Origin of the sequence: Streptomyces sp. NPDC051662, assembly GCF_040681655.1 — a bacterium.
GTDB lineage: Bacteria > Actinomycetota > Actinomycetes > Streptomycetales > Streptomycetaceae > Streptomyces.
The window spans coordinates 528622-549309 of the sequence record NZ_JBFAZD010000003.1 but is presented as its reverse complement, the minus strand read 5'-3'; the positions used below and the strand labels follow the sequence as shown (position 1 = coordinate 549309).

Here is a 20688-nt window from a genome sequence, read left to right as displayed (position 1 = left end):
TCGAGCAAGTGGGGTGGTCGGGCGGGTCAGGAGATGCCGAACTCTTTACCGAGCAGTTCGAACACCTGGTCATCCGTTGCGTCATCGAGGTCGTCGGACGCCTGTTCGGCGGCGTCGGCACGACTGTCGCGCCACACGGCCAGCAACGCCGACAGTCGGGCGCCTATCCGGTCGTCCTCGTCGTCGCCGAGCTCGATCGAGGCGAGGCTCGCCTCGATGCGGCTCAGCTCGGCGAGCAGCGGAGCCACCCCGCCGGGCTCGTCGATGACGAGCTCGTCCGCGAGGAGGCCGACCAGGTCGAGGGGGGTCGGGTAGTCGAATATGAGGGTGGCGGGCAGACGCAGCCCGGTGGCCGCGCCCAGTCGGTTGCGCAGGTCGACGGCGGTCAGCGAGTCGAAGCCCAGCTCGGTGAAGGCGCGCCGTTCGTCGACCGCCTCGGGACCGGGGAACGCCAGCACGGCGGCGACGTGCGTGCACACGAGATCCACCAGGGCGGATGTCCGCTCGGTCTTCGGCAGCGCCGCCAGCCGGTCAAGCAGCGCGGCGGCGGGATCGACCCCGGTGTCCACCGCCCTGCGGGCCGTCGTACGCACCAGGCCGCTGAACACCGGCGGCACCAGCGGGAGTTGCCGTATGGCCCGCAGGTCGAGCCGCATCGGCACGACGACCGGGTCCGCGCCGTCAGCCACCGCGTCGAACAGCTCCAGGCCCTCCTCGGCGGAGAGGCCCAGGGCCCCGGTCCCGGCCATCCGGGCGCCCATGCCGTCCTCCCCGGCCCACAGGCCCCAGGCCAGCGATGTCGCGGGCAGGCCGCCGGCGCGCCGGTGCTGGGCGAGGGCGTCGAGGAACGCGTTGGCCGCCGCGTAGTTGGCCTGGCCGGGATTGCCCAGCGTGCCCGCGGCGGAGGAGAACAGCACGAACGCCGACAGCTCCAGATCGCGGGTCAGCTCGTGCAGATGCCACGCACCGTCGACCTTCGGCCGGAACACGGTGTCGATCTGGTCCGGGGTCAGCGAACCGATCGTGCCGTCGTCCAGTACACCGGCGGTGTGTACGACAGCCGTCACAGGGTGCTCGGCCAGTAGCGCGGCCACGGCCTCCCGGTCGGCCACATCACAGGCGACGGCGGTCACCTCGGCACCGAGGCCAACCAACTCATCGTGCAACTCACCCACTTGGCCACGCCTGCTCGCCAGCACCAGCCGCCGCACACCGTGCCGCACCACCAAATGCCGCGCCACCAAACCACCGAGCATCCCACTCGCACCCGTCACCAACACCGGACCCACACCGAAGCCCGGCCCCTCCGACTCCACCGGACGCGCACGCACAAGCCTCGGCACGAACGACTCACCGGCCCGTACAGCCAGCTCCGGTTCCGCGCCGGCGACGGCAGGCTTCCAGCCGTCCTCGTCGTCGATGTCCACCAGTACGAAGCGGTCCGGGTTCTCCGACTGCGCCGTCCGCACCAGACCCCACACCGCGGCCGACGCCAGATCCGGCACATCCTCCCCGGAACCGACCGCCACCGCACCGCGCGTCACCAGCACCAGCCGCGACGCGGCGCAGCGGTCATCGGCCAGCCAGCCCCGCACCAGCTCCAGAACGGCCAGCACCTCCCGGCGCACCGCGGCCGTATCGCGCGATCCGGCACACCGCACCACGACGTTCTCCGGCAGCGACTCCCCCGCGTCCAGCGCCGACCGCACCGCGGCCCAGTCCGCGAACTCCGCCACGGAACCAGCACCCCCGGCCGACGCCGAAGCGGTCACCCAGTCCAGCCGGAAGAGGGACTCATGCCTGCGCGCCGACCCCAGCGAACCAGCCGACACGGGTCGTAGCACCAGTGAGTCGATCGTGGCCACCGGGGCACCCGCCCCGTCAGCCACCGCCAACGCCACCCCGTCCGACCCCGCGGGCGCCAACCGCACCCGCAGCACCGTCGCGCCCGAAGCGTGCAACCGCGCACCCGACCAGGAGAACGGCAGCCTGCCGGGCCCGTCGGCATCGCCCATCAGACCGATGGCGTGCAGCGCCGCGTCCAGCAACGCCGGGTGCAGACCGAAACCGTCAGCCCGCACGTCCTCCGGCAGCGCGACCTCGGCGAACACCTCATCGCCGTCGCGCCAGGCGGCCCGCAGCCCCTGGAACACCGGCCCGTAACCGAAACCGCCATCTGCCATACGGTCGTAGAGCCCATCCAGGTCCACCGCCTCCGCCCCGGCGGGCGGCCAGACGCCGATGTCGGCCGGCGGCTTCTCGGCGCCGTCCACGAGCACACCGCTCGCGTGCCGCACCCACAACTCACCGTCATCGTCCCGCGCGTGCACCGTCACCGGCCGCCGCCCGGACTCGTCCGGCACACCGACCCGCACCTGCACCCGCACCGCGCCGGTCTCGGCCAGCACGAGCGGCGCCTCCAGCGTCAACTCCTCCACCAGGTCACAGCCGACCTGATCTCCCGCACGCACCGCCAGTTCAAGGAACGCCGTACCGGGCAGCAGCACCGATCCCTGGATCGCGTGATCGGCCAGCCACGGATGCGTCCGCAGTGACAGACGGCCGGTGAACAGGACGGTGTCCTCGTCGGCCAGGGTGACCGCGGCGCCCAACAGCGGGTGGTCTGCGGAACCGAGCCCGAGCCCGGACGCGTCAGTGGCGGGCCGCACGCTCGTGTCGGGCCAGAACCGCTGGTACTGGAAGGCGTACGTCGGCAGGTCCACCCGCCGTGCGCCACCGCCAGCGAAGTAGGCGGCCCAGTCGACGCGTACGCCCCGCACATGCACCTCGGCGAGCGCGGTCATGAGGGCACCGTCCTCCGCCCGGTCACCGCGCAGTACCGGTACGAAAGCCGCGTCCGGCAGGGACTCCTGTCCCAGCGCCGACAGCACGCCACCGGGTCCGATCTCGACGAGGACGTCCGCTCCCGTGGCGACCACGGCGTCGGCGAACCGCACCGACTCCCGTACGTGCCGCACCCAGTACTCCGGCGAGGCCAACTCCTCGGCCATCACCTGCGTGCCGGTCAGTGTGGACACGATCGGGATCGCCGGCGCCTCGTAGGACACGCCTTCCAGCACCCGGCGGAACTCGTCGAGCATCGGCTCCATCAACGGCGAGTGGAACGCGTGGCTGACGCGGAGCCGGGTCACCTTCCGACCCGCCTCACGCCACAGCTCCGCCAACACGTCCACATCAGCGGCAACACCGGAAACGACCACCGAGTTCGGGCCGTTCACCGCCGCGATCCCCACCGTGTCCGGCAGCTCCGCCGCGACCTCGGCCTCGCTCGCCTGGACCGCCACCATCGCACCACCCTCGGGCAGCGCCTGCATCAACCCGGCACGGGCCGACACCACCGTGGCGGCGTCAGCGAGGGACCACACACCCGAGACATGGGCCGCCGCCAGCTCACCGATCGAATGACCCGCCAACACATCCGGCCGCACACCCCACGACTCCAACAGCCGGAACAACGCCACCTCCACCGCGAACAACGCCGGCTGCGTCACCCCCGTCTGGTTCAGCGCCTCGGCATCCTCACCGAACAGCACCTCACGCACCACCGGATCGAACTCACCCAGCACCTCGTCCAGAGCCTCGGCGAACACCCGGAAACGGGCGGCCAGTTCTCGGCCCATACCGAGCCGCTGCGACCCCTGACCCGAGAACAGGAAGCCCACCCGGTGCTCGTCGGCGACACCTCGTACACACCCGCCGGCCAGCCGCCCCTCGACGGTGTCGGTGAGCCCGGCCACCAGGTCGGCCACGTCCCGGCCGATGACGGCGAGCCGATGCTCGAAGTCGGCCCGCGATGTCGCGAGCGCGCGGGCGAGGTCCGCCGGGTCGAGGTCGGGCCGCGCGGTCAGGTGGTCACGCAGCCGCACCGCCTGGTCGCGCAAGGCGCTCTCGGTACGGCCGGACACCAGCCACGGACCGAGCGGCGCCTCCACCTCGGGAGCCCCCGGCACGTCGTCGTCCGATGTGGACTCGATGATGACGTGCGCGTTGGTACCGCTGAAGCCGAAGGACGACACACCCGCACGCCGGGGCCGGTCCGTCTCGGGCCACGGCCGCGCCTCGGTCAGCAGCTCCACCGCACCCGCCGCCCAGTCGACGTTCCGGGAGCGCTCGCCGACGTGCAGCGTCTTCGGCAGCACACCGTGCCGCATCGCCATCACCATCTTGATGACGCCACCCACACCGGCGGCGGCCTGGGTGTGACCGATGTTGGACTTCAGCGAGCCCAGCCACAGCGGCTCGCCGGCCCGGTCCCGCCCATAGGTGGCCAGCAGCGCCTGCGCCTCGATCGGGTCGCCCAGGGTCGTACCGGTGCCATGCGCCTCCACCGCGTCCACCTCGGACGGTGCCAGACCAGCGCTCGCCAGAGCCTGGCGGATCACCCGCTGCTGCGAAGGACCGTTCGGAGCCGTCAGACCGTTCGACGCGCCGTCCTGGTTCACCGCCGAACCACGGATCACCGCGAGCACCGGATGTCCGTTGCGCCGCGCGTCCGACAGCCGTTCCAGCACGAGCATCCCGACACCCTCGCCCCAGCCGGTCCCATTGGCGTCGTCGGAGAACGAGCGGCAGCGGCCGTCCGGCGACAGGCCCTGCTGGCGGCTGAAGTCGATGAACGCCGAGGGCGTCGACATGACGGTGGTGCCACCCGCGAGGGCGAGCGAGCACTCGCCCGACCGCAGCGCCTGCGCCGCCAGATGCAGCGCGACGAGCGACGACGAGCACGCCGTGTCCACGGTCATCGCGGGACCTTCGAGACCGAACGTGTAGGACACGCGGCCGGACGCGACGCTGCCCGCGTTGCCCGTACCGAGATAGCCCTCGACGCTCTTCGGCACACCGTGCAGCTGGGAGGCGTAGTCGTGGTACATCACGCCCGCGAACACACCGGTCGCGCTCCCCCGCAATGACCTGGGGTCGATGCCGGCCCGCTCGAACGCCACCCAGGAGGTCTCCAGCAGCAACCGGTGCTGGGGGTCCATCGCCAGCGCCTCGCGGGGCGAGATGCCGAAGAACGCCGGGTCGAACAGGTCGGCGTCGTGCAGGAAGCCGCCCTCGCGGGTGTAGGAGCTGCCGACCCGTTCGCCCGACGGGTCGTAGAGCGCGTCCGTGTCCCACCCGCGCTCGGTCGGGAACAGCGTGATGCCCTCGGCTCCGTCGGCGACCAGTCGCCACAAGTCCTCGGGCGAGCGGACGTCACCGGGGTAGCGGCAGCTCATGCCGACGATCGCGATCGGCTCGTCGGTCACCGCCACGGCCGTGCCGGTGGTCGCCGCGACGACGGGCGCGCCCGCGAACTCGGCGCCGACGAACGCGGCGAGCGCCGCCGGGGTCGGATAGTCGAAGACCAGCGTCGCGGGCAGGCGCAGCCCGGTGGCCGCGCCCAGGCGGTTACGCAGGTCGACAGCGGTCAGCGAGTCGAAACCCAGCTCCGTGAACGCCTGGCCGGACGCGACCGCCTCCGGCCCGGAGTGACCGAGCACCGCGGCGGCCTGGGTGCGGACGAGGTCGAGCAGTACCCGGTCGCGCTCGGCCTCGGCCAGCGGCGCCAGCCGGTTGCGCAGCGCGGCGGCCGGGTCGGCGCCGCTCCCCGCCGCCCTGCGGCTGGTCGTCCGGACCAGACCGCTGAACACCGGCGGAACCAGCGGGAGTTCCCGTACGGCCTTCAGGTCGAGCCGCATCGGTACGACGACCGGATCGGTGCCGGAGACCGCGGCGTCGAACAGCGCGACCCCCTCCTCCGCGGCGAGACCGGTGGAGGCGGACTGTGCCACCCGGGCACCCATGCCGTCGGCCCACAGGCCCCAGGCCAGCGACGTCGCGGGCAGGCCCTGCGTACGGCGGTGCTGCGCGAGTGCGTCGAGGAACGTGTTCGCCGCCGCGTAGTTGCCCTGGCCGGGACCGCCGAGGGTGCCCGCCACCGAGGAGAACAGTACGAACGCCGACAGGTCCAGGTCCTTCGTCAGCTCGTGCAGGTTCCAGGCAGCGTCGACCTTCGGCCGGAACACGGTGTCGACCTGGTCCGGGGTCAGCGAACCGATCGTGCCGTCGTCCAGCACACCGGCGGTGTGTACGACTGCGGTCACGGGGTGCTCGGCCAGCAGCGCCGCCACCGCGTCCCGGTCCGCGACGTCACAGGCCGCGAACACCACCTCGGCACCCTGCGCGACCAGTTCGTCGCGCAGTTCCTCGGCACCCTCCGCCGCCGTCCCGCGCCTGCTGACCAGCACCAGCCGCCCGACTCCGTGCCTGCCGACGAGGTGCCGGGCGACCAGACCGCCCAGCGCACCCGACGCGCCCGTCACCAGTACCGAACTGTCCGGCCCGAACGCCTGGTCGGTACCGGCCTCCGGCCGCACGCGCGCCAGGCGGGCCACGAACGCCCGTCCGTCCCGCACCGCGGCCTGGGGTTCCCCGGTCGTCAGCGCCGGCCTCCAGCCGTCCTCGTCGTCGGTGTCCACCAGTACGAAGCGGTCCGGGTTCTCCGACTGCGCCGTACGCACCAGACCCCACACCGCTGCCGCCGCCAGATCCCGCACATCGTCCTTATGACCGACCGCCACGGCGCCTCGGGTCACCAGCACCAGCCGCGAGTCCACACAGCGGTCGTCGGCCAGCCAGCCCTGTATCAGTTCCAGAGCGGCCAGCACCTCTCGGCGCACGGTGGCGACATCGCCCGACCCGGAGCACCGCACCACGACGTTCTCCGGCAGCGACTCCCCCGCGTCCAGCGCCGACCGCACCGCGGCCCAGTCCGCGAACTCCGCCACGGAACCAGCACCCCCGGCCGACGCCGAAGCGGTCACCCAGTCCAGCCGGAACAGCGACTCCCAGCCCTGCCGCGACAGCGTCGCCGACACGGGTCGTAGCACCAGTGAGTCGATCGTGGCCACCGGAGCACCCGCCCCGTCCGCCACCGTCAACGCCACCCCGTCCGATCCCGCGGGCGTCAACCGCACCCTCAGCACCGTCGCGCCGGAGGCATGCAACCGCATGCCCGACCAGGAGAACGGCAGCCTGCCGGGCCCGTCGGCATCGCCCATCAGACCGATGGCGTGCAGCGCCGCGTCCAGCAACGCCGGGTGCAGACCGAAACCGTCAGCCCGCACGTCCTCCGGCAGCGCGACCTCGGCGAACACCTCATCGCCGTCGCGCCAGGCGGCCCGCAGCCCCTGGAACACCGGCCCGTAACCGAAACCACCGTCTGCCATACGGTCGTAGAGCCCGTCCAGGTCCACGGCCTCCGCCCCGGCGGGCGGCCAGGCACCGGCATCGACCGGCTGTACGTCGTCCGGGCTGTCCGCGAGCACACCGCTCGCGTGCCGCACCCACAACTCACCGTCGTCGTCCCGCGCGTACACCGTCACCGAACGCCGCCCGGACTCGTCCGGCACACCTACCCGCACCTGGACCCGGACGCCGCCGCGCTCGGGCACTACGAGGGGCACCTCCAGCGTCAGTTCCTCGACCAGGTCGCAGCCGAGCTGGTCACCCGCCCGGATCGCCAGCTCGGCGAACGCCGTGCCGGGCAACAGGACCGAGCCCTGGATCGCGTGGTCCGCCAGCCACGGGTGGGACTCCAGGGACAACCGGCCCGTGAAGAGCCGCCCGTCCGAGTCCGCCGTGTCGACGACCGCGCTGAGCAGCGGGTGGTCGGCCGAACCGAGCCCCGCCGCGTCCAGGTCGCCCGCCGAGACCCCGGCGTCCAGCCAGTAGCGCCGGTGCTGGAAGGCGTAGGTCGGCAGATCCACCCGCCGGGCGCCGCGACCGGCGTAGAACGTCTCCCAGTCCACCCGCACGCCCCGCGTGCATATCCGCGCCACCGCGGAGATCAGCGCCGACTCCTCCGGCCGGTCGCCCCGTAGCGCCGGCACGAAGGTCGCGTCCGGCGCGGACTCCTGACCCAGTGCCGACAGTGTTCCGCCCGGCCCGATCTCGATGAACGTGACCGCGCCCTCGGCGACCAGCGTCTCGACCGCGTCGGCGAACCGCACCGACTCCCGTACATGCCGTACCCAGTACTCCGGCGAACCCAGTTCCTCGGCCGTCGCCCGCACACCGGTCAGCGTGGACACGATCGGAATGGCCGGCGCCTCGTAGTACACGTCCTCCAGCACCCGGCGGAACTCGTCCAGCATCGGATCCATCAACGGCGAGTGGAACGCGTGACTCACCCGCAGCCGGGTCACCTTCCGCCCGGCCTCACGCCACAGCTCCGCGACCACCTCCACATCGGCGGCAACACCTGAAACCACCACCGAGTTCGGTCCGTTCACCGCCGCGATGCCCACCGTGTCCGGCAGGTCGGGCGCGACCTCGGCCTCGGACGCCTGGACCGCCACCATCGCACCACCCTCGGGCAGCGCCTGCATCAACCCGGCACGGGCCGACACCACCTTGACCGCATCGGCCAACGACCACACACCGGACACATGGGCCGCCGCCAGCTCACCGATCGAATGACCCGCCAACATGTCGGGCCGGACACCCCACGACTCCAACAGCCGGAACAACGCGACCTCGACCGCGAACAGCGCCGGCTGCGTCGCCCCCGTCTGGTTCAGCGCCTCGGCATCCTCACCGAACAGCACCTCACGCACCACCGGATCGAACTCACCCAGCACCTCGTCCAGAGCCTCGGCGAACACCGGGAACCGCGCGGCCAGTTCACGCCCCATCCCGAGCCGCTGCGAACCCTGACCCGAGAACAGGAAGCCCACGCCACCCGCGGCGACGGACCCCGTGACCAGGCCGGGGAACGGCCGCTCCTCGGCCAGCGCGGCGAGCCCGTCCAGCAGTCCCCCACGATCGTCCGCCATGACGACGGCCCGGTGGTCGAAAGCGGACCGAGTCGCCGCCAGCGAGTAGGCGACGTCCAGTACGCCGATCCCCGGCTCGCCCGCGACACGCTCCCGCAGCCGCGACGCCTGGTCCCGCAACGCCTCCGCGCTCCGGCCCGACAACACCCATGGCGCGACGCCGTCGACCGGGACCGGCGGGTGGTCCTCGCTCGGCGCGTGCTCGATGATGGTGTGCGCGTTCGTGCCGCTCACACCGAACGACGACACACCGGCCCGACGCAGACGACCGGTCTCCGGCCAGGGCCGGGCCTCCGTCAGCAGCTCGACATCACCGGCGGACCAGTCCACCTGCGACGTCGGCTCGTCGGCGTGCAGGGTCGGCGGCAGTACGCCGTGCCGCAGCGCCATGACCATCTTGATGATGCCGCCGACGCCGGCCGCGGCCTGGGTGTGGCCGATGTTCGACTTGATCGAGCCGAGCCACAGCGGCTCACCGGCACGCTCCTGGCCGTAGGTGGCCAGCAGCGCCTGCGCCTCGATCGGGTCACCCAGCGTCGTACCGGTGCCATGCGCCTCTACCGCGTCCACCTCGGACGGGGTCAGCCCGGCACTCGCGAGCGCCTGACGGATCACCCGCTGCTGCGACGGGCCGTTCGGAGCCGTCAGACCGTTCGACGCGCCGTCCTGGTTGATCGCCGAACCCCGCACCACCGCCAGCACCTGGTGACCGTTGCGGCGCGCGTCCGACAACCGCTCCACGAGCAGCATGCCGACGCCCTCGCCCCAGCCGGTGCCGTCCGCGCTGTCGGAGAACGACTTGCACCGACCGTCGGCGGCCAGACCCCGCTGGCGGCTGAAGTCCACGAATGTGCCCGCGGTGGCCATGACGGCGACGCCGCCCGCCAGCGCCATATCGCACTCCCCGGACCGCAGCGCCTGCACCGCCATGTGCAGGGCGACCAGCGACGACGAGCACGCCGTGTCCACCGTGACCGCGGGGCCCTCCAGCCCCAGCACATAGGCGACACGGCCGGACGCGACACTGCCGGACGCGCCGGTGCCCAGATAGCCCTCCACATCCTCCGGAACGGACCGCAGCCGTGCCGCGTAGTCGTGGTACATCAGGCCGGCGAACACACCGGTCGCGCTGCCCCGCACCGACTCCGGGGCGATCCCCGCCCGCTCGAACGCCTCCCAGGAGGTCTCCAGCAGCAGCCGCTGCTGCGGATCCATCGCCAGGGCCTCACGCGGCGAGATCCCGAAGAACGCCGGGTCGAACTGATCGGCGTCGTACAGGAAGCCGCCTTCACGCGTGTAGGAGGTGCCCATGTGTTCCGGGTCCGGGTGGTACAGCCTCTCCACGTCCCAGCCGCGGTTGCCGGGGAACTCCCCGATGGCGTCGACACCGTTCAGTACGAGCTGCCACAGGTCCTCGGGCGAGTTCACCCCGCCGGGGTAGCGGCAGCTCATGCCGACGATCGCGATCGGCTCGTCGGTCACGGCGGCCACCGCGCGAGCGGTCGCCGCCGCGACGACCGGGGAGCCCGCGAGCTCAGTGCCGAGGAAAGCGGCCACTGCCTCGGGGGTCGGGTAGTCGAAGACCAACGTCGCGGGCAGGCGCAGCTCGGTGACCGCGTTGAGGTTGTTGCGCAGTTCGACGGCGCTGAGCGAGTCGAAGCCGAGTTCCCTGAACGCGCGGTCGGGCGCGATGGCGTGCGCCGAGCTGTGGCCCAGCACCATGGCCACGTGACCCAGTACGAGGTCCAGCAGTACCTTCTCCCGCTCGGCGTCGGTCAGCCCCGCCAGCGACTCGGCCAGCGCCGAGCCCGCGACGGCCGCGCGCTCGACGGCCCTGCGTACCGTGCCGCGCACCAGACCGCGCAGGACGAGCGCCACAGGGTGGGAACGCGCCTGCCGGTGCAGGGCGGGCAGGTCCAGGGGTACCGGCGCCAGTACGGCGCGCCCGGTCGAACCCGCCGCGTCGAACAGCGCGTGCCCCTGGGCCGTGCGGAGCGGGATCAGACCGCCCCGGCTCATCCGCTTCACATCGGCCTCATCGAGCCCGCCGCTCATGCCACTGGCCTCGGCCCACAGGCCCCACGCCAGCGACGTGGCGGGCAGGCCCTGGGCATGGCGGTGCTGCGCGAGCGCGTCCAGGAACGTGTTCGCCGCCGCGTAATTGCCCTGGCCTGGACCACCGAACACACCGGAGGCGGAGGAGAACAGTACGAACGCCGACAGATCCAGATCGCGGGTCAGCTCGTGCAGATGCCACGCCGCGTCGACCTTCGGGCGGAATACGGTGTCGATCCGCTCGGGCGTCAGCGAACCGATCGTGCCGTCGTCCAGCACACCGGCGGTGTGTACGACGGCGGAGACCTCATGCTCGGCCAGCAGCGCCGCAACGGCCTCCCGGTCGGCCACGTCGCACGCCGCGAACACCACTTCGGCGCCCCGCGCGATGAGTTCGTCGCGCAGTTCCTCGGCTCCCTCGGCCGCGGCGCCGCGCCTGCTGACCAACAGCAGGCTCCGTACGCCCCGTTCCGCCACGAGATGGCGGGCGACAAGGCCGCCCAGCGTGCCCGTGGCACCCGTCACCAGCACCGCGCCCGCACCAAAGCCGGGGTCGTCCACCACGGAGCGCCGAGCCCTGGCCAGCCGAGGCACACTGGCGGCACCGGACCGGACCGCCAACTGCGGCTCGCCGGTGGCCAACGCGGACGACAGCGCGTCGAGCGAGGCCACTTCGTCGTCGAGGTCGACCAGCACGATCCGGTCCGGGTTCTCCGACTGGGCCGACCGCACCAGACCCCACACCGCGGCCTGCGCGACGTCCCGCACGTCCTCATCGGCCGAGACAGCGACCGCACCGCCGGTCACCACGACCAGGCGCGCCGCGTCGAACCGCTCGTCCGTCAGCCACGTCTGAACCGCGTTCAGCGCCCAGTGCGCCGCCTCGTGCGCCGAGGACACCGGATCGGACGCGGACCTGATCGGACGGGCCAGGACGACGAAGTCAGGCAGTTCCGCCGATGGCGTGAGCGTCTCCAGGTCGGTCCACTCGGTCGTCGGGAGATCGCCGTCGGACAGCGGCACCGACACCCAGTCCACGCCGAACAGGGCATCGGCGAGATCGTCGTCCGCCAACTGCTCCTGCGAGACCGGTCGGATCACCAGCGAGTCGATCGTGGCCACCGGGGCGCCCGCCCCATCCGCGACCGTCAGCGACACCCGGTCCGCCCCGGAAGGGGTCAACCGTACGCGCAGCATCTCCGCGCCGGAAGCGTGCAGCCGCACGCCCGACCACGAGAACGGCAGCCGACCGACCCCATCGGCGTCGTCGGCCAGGCCAATGGCGTGCAGCGCCGCGTCCAGCAGCGCCGGGTGGAGACCGAATCCGTCAGCGCCCACGCCCTCGGGCAACGCGACCTCGGCGAACACCTCGCCGCCATGCCGCCACGCCGTGCGCAGACCCTGGAACACCGGCCCGTAGCCGAACCCGCCGTCGGCCATGTGCTCGTAGAACCCGTCCAGGTCCACGACCTCGGCACCGGCGGGCGGCCACTCGGTCAGGGAAGCCCCGGCAGAGCGCCCGCCTGCCCGCAGCACACCAATGGCGTGCCGGGTCCACGAACGGCCGTCGTCGGTGTCGCCCGCGCTGGAGTGGAGGGTCAGCTCGCGCCGGCCCGACTCGTCCTCGGCACCGACCCATACCTGCACGCGCACCGTGCCGTTCCTGGGCAGGACGAGCGGCGCCTCCAGCGTCAGCTCCTCGACCAGGTCGCAGCCGACCTGGTCACCCGCACGGATCGCCAGCTCAAGGAACGCCGTGCCGGGCAGCAGGATCGAGTCGAGTACGGCGTGATCGGCCAGCCAGGGGTGGGTCTGGGCCGACAGACGGCCGGTGAGCAGCACCCCGTCCGTGCCACCCACCGTGACAGCCGCGCCCAGCAGCGGGTGGTCGGCCGCACCGAGCCCCGCCGCCGTGACATCACCCATCGCGGGCCGCACGACGGGCCAGTAGCGCTCGCGCTGGAAGGCGTAGGTGGGCAGGTCCACCTGTCGAGTGCCGCTGCCCGCGAAGAAGGGCTCCCAGTCCACCCGGACACCACGCACATGCAACTGTCCGGCGGCCGTCGTAACGGCCAAGTCCTCCGGGCGATCGCCGCGCAGCGCCGGTACGAAGACCGCCTCGGGGGCGGACTCCTGACCGAGTGCCGACAGCGTCCCGCCGGGACCGACCTCGACGAACGTCGCCACGCCCTCGGCCACGAGCGTGCCGACGGCGTCGGCGAACCGCACCGACTCCCGTACATGCCGCACCCAGTACTCCGGCGAGGCCAACTCCTCGGCCGTCGCCCGCACACCGGTCAGTGTGGACACGATCGGAATCCCGGGGGCCTCGAACGACACGCCCTCCAGCACTCGACGGAACTCATCCAGCATCGGATCCATCAGCGGCGAGTGGAACGCGTGGCTCACCCGCAGCCGGGTCACCTTCCGCCCGGCCTCACGCCACCCCTCCGCGACCACCTCCACATCGGCGGCCACACCGGAGATCACCACCGAGTTCGGGCCGTTCACCGCCGCGATGCCCACCGTGTCCGGCAGGTCGGGCGCGACCTCGGCCTCGCTCGCCTGGACCGCCACCATCGCACCACCCTCGGGCAGCGCCTGCATCAACCCGGCACGAGCAGACACCACCTTGACCGCATCGGCCAACGACCACACACCGGACACGTGCGCCGCGGCCAGCTCACCGATCGAATGACCCGCCACCACATCCGGCGTGACACTCCACGACTCCAACAGCCGGAACAGCGCCACCTCGACCGCGAACAACGCCGGCTGCGTCACCCCGGTCTGGTTCAGCGCCTCGGCGTCCTCACCGAACAGCACCTCACGCACCGCCGGGTCGAACTCACCCAGCACCTCGTCCAGAGCCTCGGCGAACACCGGGAACCGCGCGGCCAGTTCACGCCCCATCCCGAGCCGCTGCGAACCCTGACCCGAGAACAGGAAACCCACCTGACCGGAGTCGTCGGCGCCCCCAGTAACCACGGCCCCGGTCGCCCGACCATCGGCCACGGCCGCCAGAGCGTCCAGGAACCCGGACCGGTCACCGGCCACCACCACCGCACGGTGCTCCAGCACCGCCCGCGACGACACCAGCGCACGACCCACCTCCGCCACGGTCGACTCGGTGTCGTCGTCGACGAACGACCCGAGTCGCGCGGCCTGCTCCCGTAACGCCTCGGGGGTCCGAGCCGACAGCACCCACGGCACCAGCCCGTCGCACGACGGCTCCGGGGCTTCCTCCCGCTCCACCATGGGAGCCTGCTCGAAGATGACGTGCGCGTTCGTCCCGCTCACACCGAACGCCGATACACCGGCCCGCCACGGCCGCCCGGTCTCCGGCCACGGCCGATTCTCCGCCAGCAGCTCAACGGCGCCGGCCGACCAGTCCACATGCGACGACGGCTCGGTGACATGCAGCGTCCGCGGCAGCACACCATGCCGTAGCGCCATCACCATCTTGATCACGCCCGCCACCCCCGCGGCGGCCTGAGTGTGGCCGATGTTCGACTTCACCGACCCCAGCCACAACGGGTCACCGGAGCGATCCCGCCCGTAGGTGGCCAGCAGCGCCTGCGCCTCGATCGGGTCACCCAGCGTCGTACCCGTGCCGTGCGCCTCGACCGCGTCGACCTCGGAGGGAGCGAGACCCGCACTGGCGAGCGCCTGGCGGATGACCCGCTGCTGGGAAGGACCGTTCGGAGCCGTCAGACCGTTCGACGCGCCGTCCTGGTTCACCGCAGAACCGCGCATCACCGCCAACACCTGGTGACCGTTCCGCTGCGCGTCCGACAGCCGCTCCAGCAGCAGCATGCCGACCCCTTCGCCCCAGCCGGTACCGTCCGCGCTGTCGGAGAACGCCTTGCAGCGCCCGTCTTCCGAGAGCCCGCGCTGGCGGCTGAAGTCGATGAACACACCCGGCGTCGACATCACCGTCACACCACCGGCCAGCGCCATCGAGCACTCCCCGGAGCGCAGCGCCTGACTCGCCCAGTGCAGCGCGACCAGCGATGAGGAGCACGCCGTGTCCACCGTGACCGCGGGACCTTCAAGACCGAACGTGTAGGACAGCCGGCCTGAGATGACACTCGCCGCGCTGCCCGTGCCGACGTATCCCTCCACGCCTTCCAGGCTGTCCGGCGCGGCCATCAGCAGCGTCGGATAGTCCTGGCCGTTGGTGCCGACGAACACGCCGGCCCGGCTGCCCCGCAGCGAGTTCGGGTCGATGCCCGCCCGCTCGAATGTCTCCCAGGAGGTCTCCAGCAGCAGCCGCTGCTGCGGGTCCATCGCCAACGCCTCACGCGGCGAGATCCCGAAGAACGCGGGGTCGAACTCCCCGGCGCGGTCGAGGAAGGCACCCATGCGGGTGTACGACGTGCCGAGACTCGCCGGGTCCGGGTCGTAGAGCGCGTCCAGGTCCCAGCCACGGTCGGCCGGGAACTCCACCACGGCGTCCCCGCCGCCGACGAGCAGCCGCCACAGGTCCTCAGGCGAGTCCACCCCGCCCGGGAATCGGCAGCTCATGCCGACGATCGCGATCGGCTCGTCGACAGCGACAGCTGTGTGAACGGTCGCCGTCAGGACGGGTGCGCCCGCGAGTTCCGCGTCGAGGAACGCCGCCAGCGCCGCGGGGGTCGGATAGTCGAAGACCAGCGTCGTGGGCAGGCGCAGCTCGGTGACCGCGTTGAGGAGGTTGCGCAGCTCGACGGCGGTCAGCGAGTCGAAGCCGAGTTCCCTGAACGCGCGGTCGGGCGCGATGGCATGCGCCGAGCTGTGGCCCAGCACCATGGCCACATGGCCGAGCACGAGCTCAAGCAGCGCCTTCTCCCGCTCCGCGGCGGTCATGCTCGCCAGCGACCGCGCGAACGCGGACTCGGCGACGGAGCCGGCTTCGGCTGTCCTGCGCGCCGTGCCGCGCACCAGGCCGCGCAGGATGTGCGCCACGGGATGGGTACGTGCCTGCCGCTGCAACGCGGGCAGGTCAAGAGGCGCCGGCGCCAGCAGGGCACGCCCGGTCGAGCCCGCCGCGTCGAACAGCGCGAGCCCCTCGGCCGTACGGAGGGGGAGCAGGCCGCCCCGGCTCATCCGCTTCAGGTCGGCGTCGTCGAGCTGGCCGGTCATACCGCTGGCCTCGGCCCACAGGCCCCATGCCAGCGACGTGGCGGGCAGCCCGGCGGCCTGACGGTGCTGGGCGAGCGCGTCCAGGAACGTGTTCGCCGCCGAGTAATTGCCCTGCCCCGGGGCCCCGAGGAGGCCCGCCACCGACGAGAACAGTACGAACGCCGACAGGTCCAGGTCCTTCGTCAGCTCGTGCAGGTTCCAGGCAGCGTCGACCTTCGGCCGGAACACGGTGTCGATCCGCTCGGGCGTGAGCGAACCGATCGTGCCGTCGTCCAGCACACCGGCGGTGTGTACGACGGCGGAGACCTCGTGCTCGGCCAGCAGACCCGCGACGGCCTCCCGGTCGGCCACGTCACAGGCCACCATGACGACCTCGGCCCCCAGAGCGACCAGTTCGTCGCGCAGCTCTGCGGCTCCCTCGGCCGCCGCGCCTCGTCTGCTCGCCAGCAGCAGGCTCCGCACACCCCGCGCCGCGACCAAGTGCCGTGCGACCAGAGCGCCCAGGGTGCCCGTCGCACCCGTGACCAGCACCGCGCCCGAACCAAAACCGGGGTCGTCCACCACGGACCGCGGAACCCTGGCCAGCCGCGGCGCGGCGACGGCACCCGAGCGCACCGCCAACTGCGACTCCCCGGTGGCCAACGCGGCGGGCAGCACATCGAGCGAGGCCACGTCATCATCGAGGTCCACCAGGACGATCCGGTCCGGATTCTCCAACTGGGCCGACCGCACCAGACCCCACACCGCCGCTTGCGCGATGTCGCGCACCCGCTCATCGGACGGGGCGGCGACGGCGCCCCCCGTCACCACGACAAGCCGCGCCGCGTCGAACCGCTCGTCCGTCAGCCATGTCTGAACCGCGTTCAGCGCCCAGTGCGCCGCCTCGTGCGCCGAGGACACCGGACCGGACGCGGATGTGACCGGACACGATATGACCACGAAGTCGGACCCGGGCTGAGTCAGGGTCTCCAGGTCGGTCCACTCGACCGTCGGGGCGTCGTCGTCGGACAGCGGTACGGGCACCCAATCGACACCGAACAACGCGTTGTCGCGATCACCGCCTGCGAGCTGGTCCGGTGAGACCGGGCGCAGCACCAGCGAGTCCACGGTCGCGACCGGAGCGCCCGCCCCGTCCGCCACCGTCAACGACACCTCGTCCGCCCCGGTGGGCGCCAAGCGCACCCGCAGCACCGTCGCACCCGAGGCATGCAGTCGCACGCCCGACCACGCGTACGGCAACCGACCGCCCCCGTCGGCATCACCGGCCAGGCCGACGGTGTGCAGCGCCGCGTCCAGCAGCGCCGGGTGCAGGCCGAAGCCTTCCACTCCCACACCGTCCGGCAGTACGACCTCGGCGAACACCTCGTTCTCGCGCCGCCACACAGCCCGTAACCCCTGGAAGACCGGTCCGTAGCCGAAGCCGGCATCGGCCGCGTGGTCGTAGAAGCCGTCCAGGTCGACGACCTTGGCGCTCGCCGGGGGCCACTCCACGAGGGAGGTCCCGGCGGAACGCCCGACCGCGCGCAGTACACCGGTGGCGTGCCGGGTCCAGGGCCGATCGTCGTCGGTGTCGCCCGCCCTGGAATAGACGGTCAGCTCGCGTCTGCCCGACTCGTCCTGGGCGCCCACCCACACCTGCATCCGGACGCCGCCGCGCTCGGGCACCACCAGCGGCGCTTCCAGTGTCAGCTGCTCCACCAGGTCACACCCGGCCTGATCACCCGCCCGCACCGCCAGCTCGACGAACGCCGTACCGGGCAGCAGCACCGAACCCTGGACCACATAGTCGGCCAGCCACGGGTGGGTCTGCACCGACAGACGACCGGTGAGCAGCACACCATCCGTGCCACCCACCGTGACAGCGGCGCCCAGCAGCGGGTGGTCGGCCGAACCGAGCCCGGCCGCTGTCACATCGCCGACCGCGGGCAGCGCGTCGAGCCAGTAGCGCTCGTGCTGGAACGCGTACGTCGGCAGGTCCACCCGTCGGGCGCCGCTTCCCGCGAAGAAGGGCTCCCAGTCCACCCGGACACCACGCACATGGAGCTGCCCCGCAGCAGTCATGGCGGCCAGGGTCTCCGGCCGATCGCCGCGCAGCATCGGTACGAACGTCGCGTCGGGGGCGGACTCCTGGCCCAGTGCCGAGAGCGTGCCGCCGGGACCGACCTCGACGAACGTCGCCACGCCCTCGGCCACGAGCGTCTCGACGGCGTCGGCGAACCGCACCGACTCCCGTACGTGCCGCACCCAGTACTCCGGCGAGGCAAGCTCCTCGGCGGTCGCCGACCGGCCCGTGAGCGTCGACACGATCGGAATCGCCGGCGCCCCGTAGGACACGCCCTCCAGCACTCGGCGGAAGTCGTCCAGCATCGGGTCCATCAGCGGGGAGTGGAACGCGTGGCTGACGCGGAGCCTGGTCGCCTTCCGACCGGCCTCACGCCACCCCTCCGCGACCGCCTCCACATCGGCGGCCACACCTGAGATCACCACCGAGTTCGGGCCGTTGACCGCCGCGATGCCCACCGTGTCCGGCAGGTCCGGCGCGACCTCGGCCTCGGACGCCTGGATCGCCACCATCGCACCGCCCTCGGGCAGCGCCTGCATCAGCGCACCCCGCGCCGACACCACCGTGGCGGCGTCAGCGAGGGACCACACACCCGAGACATGGGCCGCGGCCAGTTCACCGATCGAATGCCCCGCCAACACGTCGGGGCGCACACCCCACGACTCCAGCAGGCGGAACAGCGCGACCTCGACCGCGAACAACGCCGGCTGCGTCACACCCGTCTCGTTGAGCGCGTCGGCGTCCTCGCCGAACAGCGCCTCGCGGACCGTCGGGTCGAAGTGGCCGAGCACCTCGTCCAGCGCCTCGGCGAACACCGGGAACCGCGCGGACAGTTCACGCCCCATCGCGAGGCGCTGCGAACCCTGACCCGAGAACAGGAAACCCACCTGGCCGGGGTCGTCGGCGCCCCCAGTGACCACGGCCCCGGTCGCCCGACCATCGGCCACGGCCGCCAGAGCGTCCAGGAACTCGGACCGGTCACCGGCCACCACCACCGCACGGTGTTCCAGCACCGCCCGCGACGTCGCGAGCGAGTAACCCACATCGACAAGGGACCGATCGCCCACACAGGACAGGAGCCGCTCGGCCTGACCACGCAGGGCGGCCTCGTCACGTGCCGACAGCACCCACGGCACCAGCCCGTCGTGCGGCACCAGCCCGTCACGCACCGGCTCCGGGGCTTCCTCCCGCTCGACCACGGGGGCCTGCTCGACGATGACGTGCGCGTTCGTCCCGCTCACACCGAACGACGACACACCGGCCCGCCACGGCCGGCCGGTCTCGGGCCACGGCCGGGCCTCGGCCAGCAGCTCCACCGCACCCGCCGACCAGTCCACGTGCGAGGACGGCTTGTCCACATGCAGTGTCTTCGGCAACACACCGTGCCGCATCGCCAGGACCATCTTCATCACACCCGCCACACCGGAAACCGCCTGGGTGTGACCGATGTTCGACTTGAGCGCCCCCAGCCACAGCGGCCGGTCGGCGGGCCTGCCCTGGCCGTACGTCGCCAGCAGCGCCTGCGCCTCGATCGGGTCACCCAGCGTCGTACCCGTGCCGTGCGCCTCGACCGCGTCCACATCGGACGGTACGAGGCCCGAGTGGGCCAGCGCGGCCCGGATCACCCGCTGCTGCGAAGGACCGTTCGGCGCGGTCAGACCGTTCGACGCGCCGTCCTGGTTCACCGCAGAACCCCGCACCACCGCCAACACCGGATGCCCGTTGCGCCGCGCGTCGGACAGCCGCTCCAGCAGCAGCAGGCCCGCGCCCTCGCCCCACCCGGTGCCGTCCGCGGCGTCGGCGAAGGGCTTGCAGCGTCCGTCCATCGCCAGCCCGCGCTGGCGGCTGAACTCGATGAACGTGTCCGGTGTCGCCATCACGGTGACACCGCCCGCGACGGCGAGCCCGCACTCGCTGTGCCGCAGCGCGTGTATCGCGAGGTGAAGGGCGACCAGGGACGACGAGCAGGCCGTGTCGATGGTCAGCGCGGGGCCTTCCAGGCCGAGCACATAGGAAATGCGGCCGGACACGACGCTGGCCGCGTTTCCGGTGAGGAAGTACCCCTCGTAACCGTCCGGCACGCCGCCCTTGGCCAGGCGCGCCAGGTAGCCCTGACCGTTGGTGCCGATGAAGACACCGGTCTTGCTGCCCCGCGCCGAGTGCGGGTCGATGCCCGCCCGCTCGAACACCTCCCACGATGTCTCCAGCAGCAGCCGCTGCTGCGGGTCCATCGCGGCGGCCTCGCGCGGCGAGATGCCGAAGAACGCCGGGTCGAACTGGTCGACGTCGTAGAGGAAGCCGCCTTCGCGGGTGTAGCTGGTCCCCTGCTGATCGGGGTCCTCGTCGTACAGCCCCTCCAGGTCCCAGCCACGGTTGGTGGGGAATCCCGAGACGGCGTCCCGGCCGTCCGCCAGGAGGTGCCAGAGGTCCTCCGGCGATCGCACACCGCCGGGGAACCGGCAGCTCATGCCGACGATCGCGATCGGCTCGACCTCGCGCTCCTCGGCCTCGCGCAGCTTGCCGCGCATCTCCTGCAGGTCCACTGTGGCCCGCCGGAGGTAGTCGAGGTACTTCTCCTCGTTCGACATGTGTTCCGACCCTTCAGGC

General features: G+C 72.1%; 1 protein-coding gene. It reads right to left on the bottom strand.

Annotated elements, in window-relative coordinates:
• Positions 1 to 26: 26 nt before the first annotated feature.
• On the bottom strand, positions 27 to 20669 hold the full coding sequence (locus tag AB0M67_RS07510) for a type I polyketide synthase (protein ID WP_365743637.1): 20643 nt from the start codon (positions 20667 to 20669) through the stop codon (positions 27 to 29).
• Positions 20670 to 20688 lie beyond the last annotated feature (19 nt).

Bases quoted from the DNA above. Each gene is read 5' to 3' on its own strand.
- AB0M67_RS07510 (WP_365743637.1), bottom strand. From the start codon at position 20,669: ATGTCGAACGAGGAGAAGTACCTCGACTACCTCCGGCGGGCCACAGTG.